Below are 15,124 nucleotides of genomic sequence, written 5' to 3' on the forward strand. Positions count from 1 at the left end.
GGGCGGGGCGGGTGGATCATCCACCGGCCCCGCCGATTCATGCAAGTACTGCGGGCTTCGCCCGCAAGCCGGAGCTGTTAGACGTCAGCGCCTTCAGCAGGTTCGGTGGTGTGGGCGCGCTCGGTCTCAACCTCGGCGCCTTCCTCCTCGGCAACTACCGGGGCGAGCGAGAGCTTTCCGCGGTCGTCGATCTTGGTGATCTCCACCTGGACCTTCTGGCCCACCGAGACAACGTCGTCGACATTGTCCACGCGCTTGCCGTTGGCCAGCTTGCGCAGCTCGGAGATGTGCAGGAGGCCGTCCTTGCCCGGAGTCAGCGACACGAAGGCACCGAAGGTGGTGGTCTTGACGACCGTACCCAGGTAACGCTCGCCGATTTCCGGGACCTGCGGGTTGGCAATGGCGTTGATGGCGGAACGTGCTGCTTCTGCAGACGGGCCGTTGGTGGCACCAATGTAGACCGTGCCGTCGTCCTCAATGGATATGTCGGCGCCGGTGTCTTCCTGGATCTGGTTGATCATCTTGCCCTTGGGGCCGATGACCTCGCCGATCTTGTCCACGGGGATCTTCACGGCGATGACGCGCGGCGCGAACTCGGAGAGCTCGTCCGGGGTGTCGATGGCCGAGTTGATGACCTCGAGGATGTGCAGGCGGGCTTCGCGGGCCTGCTTCAGCGCTGCTGCCAGCACCGAGGCGGGGATACCGTCGAGCTTGGTGTCCAGCTGGATGGCCGTGACGAACTCGGAGGTACCGGCAACCTTGAAGTCCATGTCGCCGAAGGCATCTTCAGCGCCGAGGATGTCGGTCAGTGCCGCGTAGCGGGTCTGACCGTCCACCTGGTCAGAGACGAGGCCCATGGCGATACCGGCGACGGCGGCCTTCAGGGGCACACCGGCGTTCAGCATGGACAGGGTGGAGGCGCAAACGGAACCCATCGACGTCGAACCGTTGGATCCGAGGGCCTCGGACACCTGGCGGATGGCGTAGGGGAATTCCTCGCGGGACGGCAGGACCGGCACGAGCGCGCGCTCGGCCAGGGCACCGTGGCCGATTTCGCGGCGCTTGGGCGAGCCCACGCGGCCGGTTTCACCGGTGGAGTACGGCGGGAAGTTGTAGTTGTGCATGTAGCGCTTGGTCTTCACCGGCGACAGCGAGTCGATCTGCTGTTCCATCTTCAGCATGTTCAGCGTGGTGACACCCATGATCTGGGTCTCGCCGCGTTCGAAGATGGCCGAACCGTGAACGCGCGGCAGGACCTCAACCTCGGCGGTGAGCTGGCGGATATCCGTCAGGCCGCGGCCGTCGATGCGGATCTGGTCCTTGAGGATTCGCTGGCGCACCACGTGCTTGGTGACCGAGCGGAATGCTGCGGACAGCTCCTTCTCGCGGCCTTCGAACTGGCCGGCCAGGGAAGAGGTGACTTCGTCCTTGAGGGCGTCCGAAGCGTTGTCGCGCTCCTGCTTGTCGGCGATCTGGAAGACGGCAGCCAGCTTCTCGGCGGCAGCGGCTTCAACAGCGGCGTAAACGTCGTCTTCGTAGTCCAGGAAGACCGGGAATTCGACAGTGGGCTTGGCTGCGCGGGCAGCCAGGTCCGCCTGGGCGTCGCAGAGTGCCTTGATGAACGGCTTGGCAGCCTCGAGGCCCTCGGAAACAACCTCTTCGGTGGGGGCGGTGGCGCCCTGTTCCTTGATGAGGTTCCAGGAGTTGTCCGTTGCTTCGGCTTCAACCATCATGATGGCGACGTCGTCACCGGCAACGCGGCCGGCCACCACCATGTTGAACACGGAGTTTTCCAGCTGGGAGTGCTTGGGGAATGCAACCCACTGTGATCCGTTTTCGTCGGCGACCAGGGCAACGCGGACGCCGCCGATGGGGCCGGAGAACGGCAGGCCGGAAAGCTGCGTGGACATGGAGGAGGCGTTGATGGCCACCACGTCGTAGAGCTCGTCAGGGTTGATCGCCAGGACGGTCACCACGATCTGGACCTCGTTGCGCAGGCCCTTGATGAAGGCGGGGCGCAGCGGGCGGTCCATCAGGCGGCAGGCCAGGATGGCTTCTGTGGACGGGCGGCCTTCACGGCGGAAGAACGAGCCCGGGATGCGGCCGGCAGCGTACATGCGCTCTTCGACGTCGACCGTCAGCGGGAAGAAGTCAAAGCCTTCACGCGGGTGCTTGCCGGCAGTGGTGGCGGACAGCAGTGCGGTGTCATCGTCGATGTACACCATGGCTGCGCCGGCTGCCTGCTTGGCAAGGCGGCCGGTTTCGAAGCGGATTACGCGCTTGCCAAAACGGCCATTGTCAATGACTGCTTCCGAGAACTGGATTTCGGGACCCTCCAAGAGAGTCACCTCCGTTTCTGTTTGACGGAAGTCCAGCCGCATCAACCCGGCCAGCATCTGTCTACTGGCCCTGCACCCGGTCATCGATCGAGACCCACGGGCCGCCGGCTTCAATCAACGAAGCCGTTCCCGGGGATCACTACCGAGGACCGCGAATGCGTGATGCGGTTGATCCTCCTGTTTAATTTTTCATTTGAAGAAGGCGGCCCGTTCCGCGATGGAAAGGGCCGCCCCTAAGTCCGACTAGCGGCGCAGGCCGAGGCGCTCGATGAGCGAACGGTAGCGGGCGATGTCAGTCTTCTTGAGGTAGCTCAGCATGCGCTTGCGACGACCAACCATGGCCAGCAGACCGCGCTGGGTGTGGTAATCGTGCTTGTGCTCCTTCATGTGCTCAGTCAGATCCTTGATCCGCTGGGTCAGGACCGCAACCTGGACCTCCGGTGAACCGGTGTCGCCTTCTCCGGTTGCGTATTCCTTGATGATGGACTGCTTTACAGCGGCGTCAAGTGCCACAATAACTCCTAGGGATGTGCCGTGAGGGCCCAGGTCAGAAACTCACTGCCGGGTCTGCCGCTTGCAGCCGGACCAGGACATCCTGGCCAGCGCCGCGCGCGGCAGGAACCAGCCGCCACGGACTGCAGCCGGATCCATCGTCCAGTTTACCGGCCCCGTCCCAATCTTGTCGAAACAGGGCCGCCAAGGAGGCAATCAGTCGGGGCAGGCACCCAGCTAGCGCAGCAGCCGGTCCCGGATCGCCGACATCCCGTACAGGACCTCCCCGAAGCTGGTGCTCAGCGGCGACAGCCCCACGCGGATGCCGTGCGGGGCACGGAAGTCAGGGATCACGTCGTCATCCCACAGCGCCGCCACCGTCTCCTTGCTGAAGGCGGGATGGTCCAGGGTGATGTGGCTGCCCCGCTCCCCCGGTCCCCGCGGCGTGGCAAGCTCCACGCCCAATGGCGCCAGCAGGGCATCGAAGACCTCGATGGCGAAGGTGGTCAGCTGCACTGACTTCTCCCGGATGGCAGCCATGCTTGCCTCTTCGATCAGGTCCAGCGTGCCCCGCATGGCGAGCATCCCAAAAATTGCCGGCGTCCCGCTGAGGAATCCGCGGATGCCGGGTGCAGGCTCATACCCGGCCGCCATTTCGAACGCATCCTTGCGCCCCATCCACCCCCAAATCGGCTGGTTGAGTGTGCCAACGTGGCGATGGTTGACGTACGCGAACGCGGGCGACCCCGGCCCGCCGTTGAGGTACTTGTACGTGCAGCCGGCAGCAAAGTCCGCGCCCGCACCGTCCAGGTCCAGCTCCACCGACCCCGCGGAATGGCAAAGATCCCACACCACCAGCGCACCGGCGTCGTGCACTGCCTGGGTGATGGCCGGCAGGTCAGCCACATGGCCGGAACGGTAGGCGATGTGGCTCAAAAGTACGACGGCGGTGCGCGGCCCTGTCACCTGGCGCACCTGGTCAACGGTCACCCCGGCCGCGGGATCGGTTTCGATCCAGCGGAGCGTCAGGCCTTCCTCGAGGGCGATGCCCTCGACAAGGTAGCGGTCCGTGGGGAAGTTTTCGGTGTCCAGTACCAGCTCGTTCCGGTCCGGGTCGGAAACGGCCGCGAGGGCTGCGCGGATAAGTTTGTACAGGACCACCGTGGTGGAATCGGCGATGATGGTCTGCCCCGGAGCCGCGCCGAGCACGGCCCGTCCCAGCTGGTCGCCGATGGCCTGGGGCAGCTCGAGCCATTCCTCGTCCCAGCCGCGGATTAAGCGGCCGCCCCAGCCGTCCCGGATAAAAGCGCCGATGTCCTCCACGGTCCGCTTCAGCGGCCGGCCCAGCGAGTTCCCGTCCAGGTAGGACAGCGGCGTGTCAGTGCCGACGAAGAGGTTCCTGTAGTGCGCCAGCGGGTCCTGCCGGTCCAGCACGGCAGCGCGCTGCTTCAGGGATGCGTCCGCGCTTTCTGCGTTTCCTGCCGCCGCGTTTCCTGCCACGGGCTGCTGCTGGATGCTCATTGGCCGATCTCCGTCCTGACGGCGAATAGTTCCGGGAAAAACGTCAGTTCCAGTGCCTTCTGCAGGAATGCGGCACCGCTGGACCCGCCGGTCCCCGACTTCATGCCGATGGTCCGCTGGACCGTGCGCAGGTGCCGGAACCGCCATAGCTGGAAGTTGTCCTCCAGGTCCACCAGTTCCTCGCAGGCCTCGTAGGCGGGCCAGTTGTCGGCAGCATTTTCGTAGATGTGCTTGAACAGGGGAAGGAGCTCAGGAGTGAATTCGTGGGCCTGGGTTACGTCCCGTTTTAACACGGTCTCGGGAACCTCAAAGCCCTGCCGGGCCAGGTAGGCCAGGAATTCGTCGTAGATGCTGGGCGCGTTAAGCAATTGCTCCAGCATGGCGTGGGCTTCGGGATCGGACTCGAAGACCGAGAGCATCTTGCCGTTTTTGTTGCCGAGGATGAACTCCACGGCGCGGTACTGGCTGGACTGGAATCCCGAGGCATGGCCCAGGAACCCGCGGAACTGCGAATACTCGGTTGGCGTCAGTGTGGCCAGCACGGACCACTGTTCGGTGAGGGTTTTCTGGATGTGCTTGACCCGGGCGATGCCCTTGAGCGCCGAACCAAGGTCGTCGTCCCGCAGCCACGCCGCGGTGCTGCGCAGCTCATGCAGTACCAGCTTCAGCCACAGCTCGGTGGTCTGGTGCTGGATGATGAACAGCATCTCGTCATGGTGTTCCGGCCGGCTGACCGGGTGTTGCGCGCTGAGCAGGGTTGGCAGTTGCAGGTATGAGGCGTAGCTCATCCTCGAGCTGAAATCACGGACAATACCTTCGTCCAGTTTCCTGGTGTTCTTCTCAACGGACACGGTACTGCCTTTCGCTCCTGCGCTTGTTGCCGGTGGCCTTGGCTGGAATTCCTGCCTGCTCTTCCTGCCTGTGGCGCCGACGTTCAGACCGTCAGCGCCTGGCCAGGAGGTCGTGCGCCTGGACCACGTCCAGGCGCATCTGGTCCACCAGCGCCTCAGGCCCACGATAAGCCACCATGCCCCGGAGCCGGGCCACAAATTCAACAACTACTGTCTGGCCGTACAGATCGAAGTCTTCCACCGCTTCATGCGGACGGTCGATCACGTGCGCTTCCACCTGCCGGCTCACGCCGTCGAACGTGGGATTGGACCCCACGGAGATGGCCGCGGGCCACCGTGTCCCGGCCTGGTCCACCAGCCAGCCGGCGTAGATGCCGTCGGCGGGGATGAGTCCGCTGGCATTGGAGGAGAGGTTGGCGGTTGGAAATCCGAGGGCGCGGCCGCGGGCAGCGCCATGGACCACTTCGCCGCGCATCCGGTGGGAACGGCCCAGCACTGCGGCCGCGGTGGCCACGTCCCCTTCCTGGAGGGCTTCGCGCACCCAGGTGGAGGAGCAGCGGCGGTCCGTGCCGTCCTCGTTATGCAGCGGGTAGCCCTCCGAGCCGAACTCGCTGATCACCTGGACGTCGAAGCCGAACTTCCCGCCCAGGGCCTTCATGGTGTCCAGGTCGCCGGAATTGCCACGGCCGAAGCGGGCGTCGTGGCCGATCACCACGTGGCTGGCGTGCAGGCAGTCCACCAGGAACTGCTCCACGAACTCTTCAGCGGTGAGGCTGGCGAGGTCCAGCGAGTACTTCATCACCAGGATGGCGTCCAGGCCGAGCTCCCCCAGTGCCTCCAGCTTGTCCTCAAGCCCCATGATCAGTTCAGGTGCCGACTCAGGGCGGTGGATCAGGGCCGGGTGGGGATCAAAGGTGACTGCCACGGACCTGGACCTGGTGAGCCGGGCGGTGCGGATCAGCTCGGACAGCACCTGCTGGTGGCCGCGGTGGACGCCGTCGAAGTTGCCGAAGGTGACAACAGATGGGCCGAAGTCCGCCGGGACTTCGGACGGATCGTTCCAGATGTAGACCATCACCCTCGCCTTTAACTGCGTGCAAGTATCAACGTTCAGGACCGTACCGGCCACGGAACTCTCTAAAGATTACCCGCACTCAGAGGTGCGGCTTTGCCAAGGGCCGGCTGCGGGAACCCGGCCCCTTGGCAGTCATGCCTTCAGTGAGGGCCGGCGGCGGTACAGCCACACCAGGCCCAGGATGGGCAGCAGCAACGGGATGAATCCGTAGCCACGGCCAAACAGCGACCAGACGGTCTCGTGCGGGAACTGGACGGAGTCAAACACGCTCAGGGCGCCCACCACCAGCACTCCCACCAGTTCCACCAGGACCGCGGCGACGGAGACCTTGAACCATGTGCTGCCGGGCTTGGCCAGGGACACTGTGGCCACCACGTACACCAGCGCGGCGAAGGCGGACAGCAGGTAGGCCAGCGGCGCCTCGGAAAACTTGGTGAGGATCTGGTACCCGGCGCGGGCAGTGGCTGAAATGGCGAAGACCGCGTAGACCGCGATCAGCAGTCGCCCCGGCCCGGTGTTGCGGGTGTTCTTGGCACCCGTAGCGCTGGCGGCTGCGCCCTTGGCGGGGGCTTCGGAGTTCTGGTTTTTCACGTTTGGTGCTTCTTCTTCCACTTCAGTACCAGATCTGGTTCATTCGGGCGGCCATCACCAGTGCGGTGACGCCAACAGCGGCCAGGACAAAGTTGCTCCACCGGGTCCGTTCCAGGATGGACCAGTAGACGGCGGCCGGCGGCAGGAGCATGGCGGTGGCGAGGTAACCCCAGAACTCCCAGGCCTCTCCGGCGATGGGTTCGCCGGCGATGACCCGCACGATGGATCCCACCAGGTACACCAGCAATGCCACCTCGACGGCCGCCACCGAGAGGATGGTGACGTCGTTCGGGGCTTTCTTGAGGATGCCCGCCAGTAGGCAGGTCCCGGTGGAGATCAGACCCACCACCAGGATGATGTAGAAATACGCGTCCACGCTCAGGCCGCCCCGGAGGTGCCGGGGACCGGCCTGTCGGTGGTGCCCGGCCGGTCGGAGTTGCCAGGCCCGTCGGTGGTGCCTGGACCGTTTGAGGGCCCGCCGGTCCCGGGTGCGAACACCAACACGGGTTTGGCGAAGCTGCCGGCGTCGGCCAGCAGTGCCACCAGGCTTCCGTCCGGGGCGAAGGCAGCGGCGGGATGTTCGGCAGTGGCTGCGGCGGAACTCCCGGGGGCGGCGCCGGCAGCGATCCGCCGGCCGAAGGAGATCTCCGTGGTTTCCTCCGGGCTGAGTTCGCGGTTGGGCATCAGCGCCCGGGCGGCATCGGCCATGTCGAGGACGTTGAGTTCCTCGGCAAGCTGTTCAAGAGTGCGCGCCTGCTCCAGCGAGTACGGTCCCACGTGCGTGCGCCGCAGGGCTGTGAGGTGTCCCCCGACGCCCAGCGCATTGCCGAGGTCGCGGGCCAGCGCACGGATATAGGTCCCCGACGAGCATTCCACGGTGACGTCCAGGTCCACGACGTCCGCCGCGGCGTCCCTGTTGATGCTGTGCACCTCGAACCGGTGGATGGTGACCGGGCGCGACGCGAGCGTGACCTCTTCCCCCGAGCGGACGCGGGCATAGGCACGTTCACCGTTGACCTTGATGGCGCTGACGCTGCTGGGCACCTGCTGGATCTGACCGGTAAGGGCCGCAACGCCGTCGTGAATTGCCTGCTCAGCCACCTCCGCAGTGGAAGCCGTGGCAGTCACTTCACCTTCGGCGTCGTCCGTCACGGTGGACTGTCCAAGGCGGATGGTGGCGGTGTACGTCTTGGAGGTGCCAACAATGTAGGTGAGCAGGCGGGTTGCTTTGTTGATGCCCACCACCAGCACGCCCGTGGCCATGGGATCGAGGGTGCCGGCGTGCCCTACTTTTCGGGTACCGGCGATGCGCCGCATCCGGCCAACCACATCATGGCTGGTCCATCCCTGCGGTTTGTCCACTATCACCAGTCCAGAAAGCACGCTTCCCAGTATATCGGCGCTGGTCCCGGCCCCGGCCCACACCCGTCGGGCCTTGGCTGGCGGCCGACCCCTGCGGCTGATTGTGCAGCAAAGAGCCGGTTAGGATGGCAGGCATGCCTGAGCTTGCCGCCCATGTCCGCGACGTGCCCGTCAACCAGATCCGCGAGATCACCGAGGCCGCGTGGCGCACCCCCGGCGCGCTGGTACTCAGCATCGGCGAGCCCGGGTTCCCGCTCCCGCGCCACGTCCTCGACGCCGGCATCGCCTGCCTGGACAGGGACGAAACCAACTACACCCCCAATGCGGGCGTCCCGGCGCTGCGCGAGGCGTTCGCGGCGCGCTTCCGGGAACGCGCAGGCGTCAGCCACAACAACGGCATTGGTGCTGAACGGGTGTACGTGGTGGCCGGCGCGCAGCAGGGCCTGCACCTTGCCATGAGCCTGCTGCTCTCCCCCGGCGACGAGATCCTGATTCCCAACCCGGGCTACCCCACTTTTGCCATGACCAGCCGGCTCCTGAACGCGGTCCCGGTGGGCTACCCGCTCTACCCGGACCAGGATTTCCAGCCCAGGACCGAAGATATCGAGGCGCTCATCACGGACCGGACCCGGGTGCTGGTCCTGAATTCCCCGTCCAATCCGCTGGGCGCGGTCCTCGCGGAAGAGCTGACGCGGGAACTCGTGGAGCTGGCCCGGCGCCACGATCTGTGGGTGATCTCGGACGAGTGCTACGAGGCGTTCACCTACGACGTGCCACACGTGAGTCCGGCGAGGTTCGACGGCGAACTGCCGGGCGAGGCGCGTGTCTTCACCTCCCTGACACTGTCGAAGACGTACGGCCTCACGGGGCTCCGGATCGGCGCCCTGGTGTGCCCGCCGGGCCTGGAGCAGAAGATGAACAATGTGATGGAGTCGATTGTCTCGTGCGTGGCATCGCCGTCACAGTACGCCGCTATTGCAGCCCTTACCGGACCCCAGGATTACGTCCGGCACGCGCACGAACACTACCGGGCCAACCGGGACGCGGCGTCCGCGGTGCTCGATTCAAAGGGCATTCCGTATTTGAAGGCCGACGGCGCGTTCTACCTTTGGGCGGATGTGTCCCATGTCAGCGGCGGCGACGTCCGGGCCTGGGTCCGGCGCTTCCTCGCCGACTCAGGTGTTGCCCTCGCACCGGGGACGGCGTTTGGTTCCATTGGCGAGGGCTGGGTGCGGATTGCGCTGTGCGGCAAGCGGGAGGAACTTCTCGAGGGACTGTCCAGGCTTCCCGAACGGGTGTGACTCAGCTGCTCAGCGCAGCTTTTCCGTCAGCGCCGCGTTCCCGCCAGCGCACCATCCAGCCAGGTGCGGAGCGCTTCGGCCGGTGCCGCTCCCGCCTGCCGGGCAGCCACCTTTCCGTCAACGATCACCATCAGTGTGGGGATGGCCTGCACGTCGAACCGCCGGGACAGGCCCGGATTCTTGTCCACGTCGACCTTGACCAGCTTGACGGCCCCCTCGCGCTCGCGGGCCAGTTTGTCCAGGACCGGGCTCACCATACGGCACGGCCCGCACCAGTCAGCCCAGAAATCCACCAGCACCGGCACGGGTGACTGTTCGGCCACCGTGCTGAAATCGGCGTCGCCGGCGTCCACGATCCAGGGCAGCCCGCCGTGGCAATTGCCGCAGCGTGGCCGCCCGGCGGCATTGGCCGGGACGCGGTTGGTTTTCCCGCAGTGGGGACACTTGATGAGGGAAGCTTCCATGCCTAGTAGTCCTTCCGGCTTTTATGCGCGCCCCAGGCAAGGAACGGGGCGTCCGACGCCGGGACGTCGCCTCTGCTGACCGGCAGCAGTTCGGGACGGGTGCCTGAGAAGTAATCGTAGAAGATGGCATCATCAAAGCCGGCGGACGCGGCGCCGTAGCGGTCCGCCGCGTAGTAGACACGGTCGATCCGGGCCCAGAGCGCCGACGCCAGGCACAGCGGGCACGGCTCGCAGCTGGTGTAGAGGACTGCCCCGCGCAGGTCAAAATTCCGAATGGCGGCAGCTGCCGTGCGGATGGCCACCACTTCGGCGTGGGCGGTGGGATCGTTGTCGCGGGTGACCCGGTTGACCCCCTCGTGCACTTGCCCGTCTTTGGTCACCACCAGGGCACCGAAGGGACCGCCGCCGTCGGCAACGTTCCGGGTGGCAAGTGCCACGGCCCGTTCGAGGTAATGATTCGCAGCGCCCTGGTCCGCTTGGTTCATAGCTCGATCCTAGCCAAAGGGGTTGGTATTAGGGGACGAAGTAGGGGGCGGATTAGGGGGCAGTTCCCCGGCAACTACCCGTGGGTACAGGCCTAGTCTTAGGCCGGGAGCTCCCTGCCCGTCCTCCCATCCACTCCATTCCCCGGCTCTCAAGGCCAAAAATCACGGAGTACCCAATGAAGACAAAGTTTCCGATCGCCGCGTGTATTGCTGCCGCGGCGTTAGTCCTTCCCGCTGGGCCCGCGGTTGCGGGTTCCAGTGACCAGCCGACGCCGCGCACGCGGGCCGAGGGCCTGGCAACACCTCTCAGCCTGGCCGTGGATGCGGAGGAATCGATCCTCGTCACCCAGAATTTCGCCGGCCTCCTCAGCCGTGTCCATGATGACGGCACCACCACTACGCTCTACCAAGGCAAAGAGGGTTGGGACGTTGGCGGCGTCGAAATGCGCCACGGGACCACGTATTTCGTGGAGAGCATAGGCGCGGGCGTCGGTATACCCGAGAACCTCCAAGGCCACTTGAAGTCCATTGACGAGGACGGAGACGTCCGAACCATCGCGGACCTGGCCCGCTACGAACGTAAGCACAACCCGGACGGTGATCAGCATTACGGCTTCAGTGACGACGTCTCAGACAAATGTCTGGAGGGTTGGCCTGAGTTCCCGCCCGCCCGTTACAAGGGCACGGTCGATTCACATCCCTACGGTGTGGCGGTGAAAGGCGGTAAGGCGTATGTAGCTGACGCCGGCGCAAACGCCATTCTTGAAGTCGACCTTGAGAGCGGCGACATTTCCACATTGGCAGTGCTGCCCCCGCGGCCAGTCAAGATTCAGGCCGAAACGCTGGTCCCCGTGGACATGGAGGGGAACACGATGCCAGTTCCTGAGTGTGTTGTCGGGGAAAGGTACGCCTTTGAATTTGTGCCCACCGACGTAGAGTTCGGCCCCGATGGCCGGCTGTACGTCACGTCCCTGCCTGGCGGTCCGGAGGATCCGTCCCTGGGAGCCAGGGGTGCAGTGTTCCGGGTGGATCCCTGGGACGGCGACGTGCATCTGTGGGCTGACGACATCCTGACCCCCACTGGCCTTGCGATCGCTGACAATGGCGATATCTACGTCGCTTCGCTCTTCGGCGGCAACATCCTGAAGTTGAGTTGCTGGGGAGACCACCGGTCTGAGTTCGTGACAGTAAACCAGCCGGCCGCCGTCGAATTCCAGGCCGGACACCTGTTCGCTACGGTTGATGCGCTGTCCGGCGCTCCGGCGGGCCCGGGAGCGGCTCCTCCAGCAGAGCAATTCAACGGCAAAGTGGTCCGGATTCATGTCGACTAGCCACTGACGGCAGTTTTGCGGGAAACGGAAGGCCCGGACCATCCGGTCCGGGCCTTCTGCTGGGTTGCCTTTGTTGCTACTTGTGGCCGTCTTCGTCGAGTTCCTCGGCATCGGTGAGGTCGAGGTCCTCTTCGTCGAAGTCGTCTTCGTCGATGTCCACATCGCCGGACGCGTCGGTCTTGTAGGGATCAGGGTCCCCGGCATGCCTGGCCTGCGCCGCGAGGGCGGCCACTTCGGCGTCGCGCTTCTTGGCCTCCCGGAGCAGCTCCTCGAGGTTCGAAGCGATAACGGGAATCTCGTCCGAGATGAATTCAAGGGTGGGAGTCAGCCGGATGCTGAGGTTGCGCCCCACTTCCTGGCGCAGCACACCCTTGGCCTTCTCCAGGCCCTTTGCAGCGTCAGCCTGGACAGCCTGGTCTCCCAGAACGGTGTAGTACACAGTGGCATGCTGCAAATCATTGGTCACCCGGGCATCAGTAACAGTAATGCCCTCCAGCCGGGGATCCTTAACCTTCCGGCCCAAGGCCTCAGCAACAACAACCTTAATCCGCTGCGCCAACTTGGCAGCACGTGCCGGATCAGCCATGAACAACTCCTATAAAAAGAAAAAATTGGGGACGTACGACGGCGGCACAAGAGCTGCGCCGGACGTTTCAGTTATGTGCCACGCACTAAAGGCGGGCCAACGACGATGCCGGAGAGTTTTGGGGGCGCCCGGGAGTGGCATCGGGCCTACCGGAGCTGGGCGGCAGAGGATCGCAAGATCCTTTGCCGCCCAGCGTAGGGGCGGGGCGCCCCCAAAACTCGGAGGCAGCCCCGCCAAAGTCAGCCTTAGACGCGCGGCTTCTCACGCATCTCGAAGGTCTCGATGATGTCGCCTTCGGTGATGTCGTTGTAAGACCCAAGACCGATACCACACTCGAAGTCCGTGCGGACCTCGGTGGCGTCGTCCTTGAAGCGCTTGAGCGTCTCAACGGTGAGGTTGTCACCGATGATCTTGCCGTCGCGGCTGATGCGCGCCTTGGTGTTGCGGCGGATGATGCCCGAGCGGACGATCGAGCCGGCGATGTTTCCGAACTTGGAGGAGCGGAAGACTTCGCGGACCTCGGCGGTGCCCAGCTGGAATTCTTCGTATTCCGGCTTGAGCATGCCCTTGAGCGCCATCTCGATGTCATCGATTGCGGAGTAGATGACGGAGTAGAAGCGCATGTCCACGCCTTCGCGGTCTGCCAGTTCGGCAACCCGCTCGGCGGGCTTGACGTTGAAGCCGATGATGACGGCGCTGTCCACTGTTGCCAGGTTGACGTCGTTCTGCGTGATGGCACCAACACCGCGGTGGATAACGCGCAGCTGCACGCCTTCGCCCACGTCGATCTTGAGCAGGGCGTCTTCGAGGGCTTCCACGGCACCGGACACGTCACCCTTGAGGATGAGGTTGAGGGTGTCGATCTTGCCTTCGGCCACGGCCTGGTCGAAGTCTTCGAGGCTGATGCGCTTGCGGCGCTTGGCCAGTGCGGCGTTGCGGTCGGCAGCTTCACGCTTCTCGGCGATCTGGCGGGCGGTGCGCTCGTCAGCGGTCACGAAGAAGGTGTCACCTGCACGCGGGACGTTGGACAGACCCAGCACCTGGACGGGGCGGGACGGGCCGGCCTCGGTCAGGGCACTGCCGTCGTCGTCGAACATCGCACGGACGCGGCCGTGGGCCGTGCCTGCCACGATGGTGTCACCGACGCGCAGGGTGCCGGACTGCACCAGGACGGTGGCTACGGAACCGCGGCCCTTGTCCAGGTTCGCTTCGATGGCGATACCGCGGGCGTCCTTGTTCGGGTTGGCGCGCATGTCCAGGGCAGCGTCCGCGGTGAGCAGGACTGCCTCGAGCAGCTCGTCGATGTTGAGGTTCTGGCGGGCAGAGACCTCCACGAACATGGTGTCGCCACCGTATTCTTCCGGAACCAGGCCGTACTCGGTCAGCTGGCCGCGGACCTTGTCCGGGTTGGCGCCTTCCTTGTCGATCTTGTTCACGGCCACCACGATGGGCACGTTGGCTGCCTGGGCGTGGTTGAGGGCTTCAACGGTCTGGGGCATTACGCCGTCGTCCGCTGCGACCACCAGGATGGCGATGTCGGTGACCTTCGCACCACGGGCACGCATGGCGGTGAACGCCTCGTGGCCCGGGGTATCGATGAAGGTGATCTTCCGGTCGTCGCCTTCGTGGGTGTGCGTGACCTGGTAGGCACCGATGTGCTGCGTGATGCCGCCGTGCTCGCCCGCCATAACGTCGGACTTGCGGATTGCATCAAGCAGGCGGGTCTTACCGTGGTCCACGTGGCCCATAACGGTGACTACCGGAGGACGTGCCTCGAGGTCTTCATCGCCTTCGGCTTCGAGTTCGGCTTCGAAGTCGATGTCGAAGCCGGAGAGCAGCTCGCGCTCCTCGTCCTCCGGGGACACGACCTGGAGCTTGTAGCCGAGCTCTTCACCCAGCAGCGCGAAGGTTTCCTCGTCCAGTGACTGCGTGGCCGTTGCCATTTCACCGAGGTGGAACAGCACGGTCACCAGTGCGGCGGGGTTTGCCTCGATCTTGTCAGCGAAGTCCGTGATGGACGAGCCGCGGCGCAGGCGGATGACGGTGTTGCCGTCGCCGCGGGGTACGCTCACGCCACCCAGCGACGGTGCGCTCATCTGCTCAAGTTCCTGGCGCTTTGCACGCTTCGACTTGCGCTGCTTGCCACGTCCGGCGCCGCCCTTGCCGAAGGCACCCTGGGTGCCGCCGCGTCCGCGGCCGCCCTTGCCAAAGCCACCGCCGGCGGGAGCTCCGCCGCCGCCACCGGGACCACCGGTTCCGGGAGCGCCGCCCGGGCGTCCGGGACCACGGCCGCCGGCACCGGGACGTCCTGCACCGGCCGGAGCCGGGCGTTCAGTGCGGTTGGGCATCATGCCCGGGGTGGGACGGTTTCCACCGGCACCACCGGGGCGCGGTGCACCGGGGCGGGGGCCGCCGGCACCTGCTGCGGGACGAGGCCCGCCAGCGCCGGCCGCGGGACGGGGACCACCGGGACGGGGTCCACCGGCACCTGCTGCGGGACGCGGACCACCGGGACGGTCGCCGTCGGTACGGCCTCCACCCGGGCGGGGCATGCCCTGCGAGGTAGCGAACGGGTTGTTGCCCGGGCGGGGAGCACGCTCACCGTCACCGCCACGGCCACGGGGCATGCCCTGCGAGGTAGCGAACGGGTTGTTGCCCGGGCGGGGACCGCCGGGACGGGGAGCAGAGCTGCCTGCCGAACCGCCCTGTCCGCCGGAGCGGGTGGG

14 protein-coding genes are annotated in these 15,124 nt (G+C 65.5%); 2 read left to right on the forward strand and 12 right to left on the reverse strand.

Annotated elements, in window-relative coordinates; translation table 11 throughout:
• Window positions 1-77: 77 nt before the first annotated feature.
• The 8 genes from FNL14_RS20940 to truB all read right to left on the reverse strand — a co-directional run bounded on the left by FNL14_RS20940 (window position 78) and on the right by truB (window position 8,252).
• The gene (locus FNL14_RS20940; RefSeq protein WP_091418495.1) at window positions 78-2,339 is read right to left on the reverse strand and encodes a polyribonucleotide nucleotidyltransferase; all 2,262 of its coding nucleotides are present in this window, start codon (window positions 2,337-2,339) and stop codon (window positions 78-80) included.
• Window positions 2,340-2,582: 243 nt separating this feature from the next.
• Entirely contained in the window at window positions 2,583-2,852 is a 270-nt protein-coding gene (gene rpsO, locus FNL14_RS20945) for a 30S ribosomal protein S15 (RefSeq protein WP_013600532.1), read from the reverse strand.
• A 216-nt stretch (window positions 2,853-3,068) separates the two neighbouring features.
• Entirely contained in the window at window positions 3,069-4,352 is a 1,284-nt protein-coding gene (locus FNL14_RS20950; protein ID WP_142064177.1) for a kynureninase, read from the reverse strand.
• Window positions 4,349-5,203 carry a tryptophan 2,3-dioxygenase gene (gene kynA / locus FNL14_RS20955; RefSeq protein ID WP_142064180.1) on the reverse strand — a complete coding sequence of 285 codons (855 nt, stop codon included), beginning with the start codon at window positions 5,201-5,203 and terminating at the stop codon, window positions 4,349-4,351. Before kynA ends, FNL14_RS20950 begins: the two co-directional genes overlap by 4 nt.
• A 91-nt stretch (window positions 5,204-5,294) precedes the next feature.
• Entirely contained in the window at window positions 5,295-6,278 is a 984-nt protein-coding gene (locus tag FNL14_RS20960) for a bifunctional riboflavin kinase/FAD synthetase (RefSeq protein ID WP_142064183.1), read from the reverse strand.
• A 132-nt stretch (window positions 6,279-6,410) separates the two neighbouring features.
• Window positions 6,411-6,869: a hypothetical protein gene (locus tag FNL14_RS20965; protein ID WP_091418497.1), complete on the reverse strand. Its 459-nt coding sequence runs from the start codon at window positions 6,867-6,869 to the stop codon at window positions 6,411-6,413.
• Between the two features lie 22 nt (window positions 6,870-6,891).
• A complete protein-coding gene (locus FNL14_RS20970) occupies window positions 6,892-7,245 on the reverse strand; it encodes a hypothetical protein (protein WP_091418140.1) in 354 nt (117 codons plus the stop codon).
• A 2-nt stretch (window positions 7,246-7,247) separates the two neighbouring features.
• Window positions 7,248-8,252: a tRNA pseudouridine(55) synthase TruB gene (gene truB, locus FNL14_RS20975; RefSeq protein ID WP_255470951.1), complete on the reverse strand. Its 1,005-nt coding sequence runs from the start codon at window positions 8,250-8,252 to the stop codon at window positions 7,248-7,250.
• Between the two features lie 113 nt (window positions 8,253-8,365).
• Here truB and FNL14_RS20980 point away from each other — a divergent pair, with 113 nt between their 5' ends.
• The gene (locus tag FNL14_RS20980) at window positions 8,366-9,532 is read left to right on the forward strand and encodes a pyridoxal phosphate-dependent aminotransferase (RefSeq protein ID WP_181762733.1); all 1,167 of its coding nucleotides are present in this window, start codon (window positions 8,366-8,368) and stop codon (window positions 9,530-9,532) included.
• A gap of 26 nt (window positions 9,533-9,558) precedes the next feature.
• On the opposite strand, the gene trxA is transcribed toward FNL14_RS20980, so the two are convergent.
• A complete protein-coding gene (trxA, locus tag FNL14_RS20985; protein ID WP_142064189.1) occupies window positions 9,559-9,996 on the reverse strand; it encodes a thioredoxin in 438 nt (145 codons plus the stop codon).
• A gap of 2 nt (window positions 9,997-9,998) precedes the next feature.
• Complete coding sequence (locus FNL14_RS20990; protein WP_142064192.1) at window positions 9,999-10,481, reverse strand: nucleoside deaminase; 483 nt, start codon at window positions 10,479-10,481, stop codon at window positions 9,999-10,001.
• Between the two features lie 176 nt (window positions 10,482-10,657).
• On the opposite strand from FNL14_RS20990, the gene FNL14_RS20995 reads away from it, so the two are divergent.
• Entirely contained in the window at window positions 10,658-11,812 is a 1,155-nt protein-coding gene (locus FNL14_RS20995) for a ScyD/ScyE family protein (protein WP_142064195.1), read from the forward strand.
• Window positions 11,813-11,888: 76 nt separating this feature from the next.
• Here FNL14_RS20995 and rbfA read toward each other — a convergent pair whose 3' ends face one another.
• Window positions 11,889-12,398 (reverse strand): 30S ribosome-binding factor RbfA, encoded by a 510-nt coding sequence (gene rbfA / locus FNL14_RS21000; RefSeq protein WP_142064198.1) that lies wholly within the window; start codon window positions 12,396-12,398, stop codon window positions 11,889-11,891.
• 245 nt (window positions 12,399-12,643) lie between these two features.
• The coding region (gene infB / locus FNL14_RS21005; protein ID WP_142064201.1) for a translation initiation factor IF-2 at window positions 12,644-15,124 on the reverse strand (2,481 nt) is incomplete at its 5' end.

Origin of the sequence: Pseudarthrobacter sp. B4EP4b (genome assembly GCF_006680095.1) — a bacterium.
Classification (GTDB): domain Bacteria; phylum Actinomycetota; class Actinomycetes; order Actinomycetales; family Micrococcaceae; genus Arthrobacter.

Excerpts from the sequence above, each read along its gene's own strand:
- FNL14_RS20950 (WP_142064177.1), bottom strand. The coding sequence starts at position 4,352 with ATGAGCATCCAGCAGCAGCCCGTGGCAGGAAACGCGGCGGCAGGAAAC.
- FNL14_RS20960 (WP_142064183.1), bottom strand. The coding sequence starts at position 6,278 with ATGGTCTACATCTGGAACGATCCGTCCGAAGTCCCGGCGGACTTCGGC.
- FNL14_RS20995 (WP_142064195.1), top strand. The coding sequence starts at position 10,658 with ATGAAGACAAAGTTTCCGATCGCCGCGTGTATTGCTGCCGCGGCGTTA.
- FNL14_RS20990 (WP_142064192.1), bottom strand. The coding sequence starts at position 10,481 with ATGAACCAAGCGGACCAGGGCGCTGCGAATCATTACCTCGAACGGGCC.
- rbfA (WP_142064198.1), bottom strand. The coding sequence starts at position 12,398 with ATGGCTGATCCGGCACGTGCTGCCAAGTTGGCGCAGCGGATTAAGGTT.
- trxA (WP_142064189.1), bottom strand. The coding sequence starts at position 9,996 with ATGGAAGCTTCCCTCATCAAGTGTCCCCACTGCGGGAAAACCAACCGC.
- FNL14_RS20980 (WP_181762733.1), top strand. The coding sequence starts at position 8,366 with ATGCCTGAGCTTGCCGCCCATGTCCGCGACGTGCCCGTCAACCAGATC.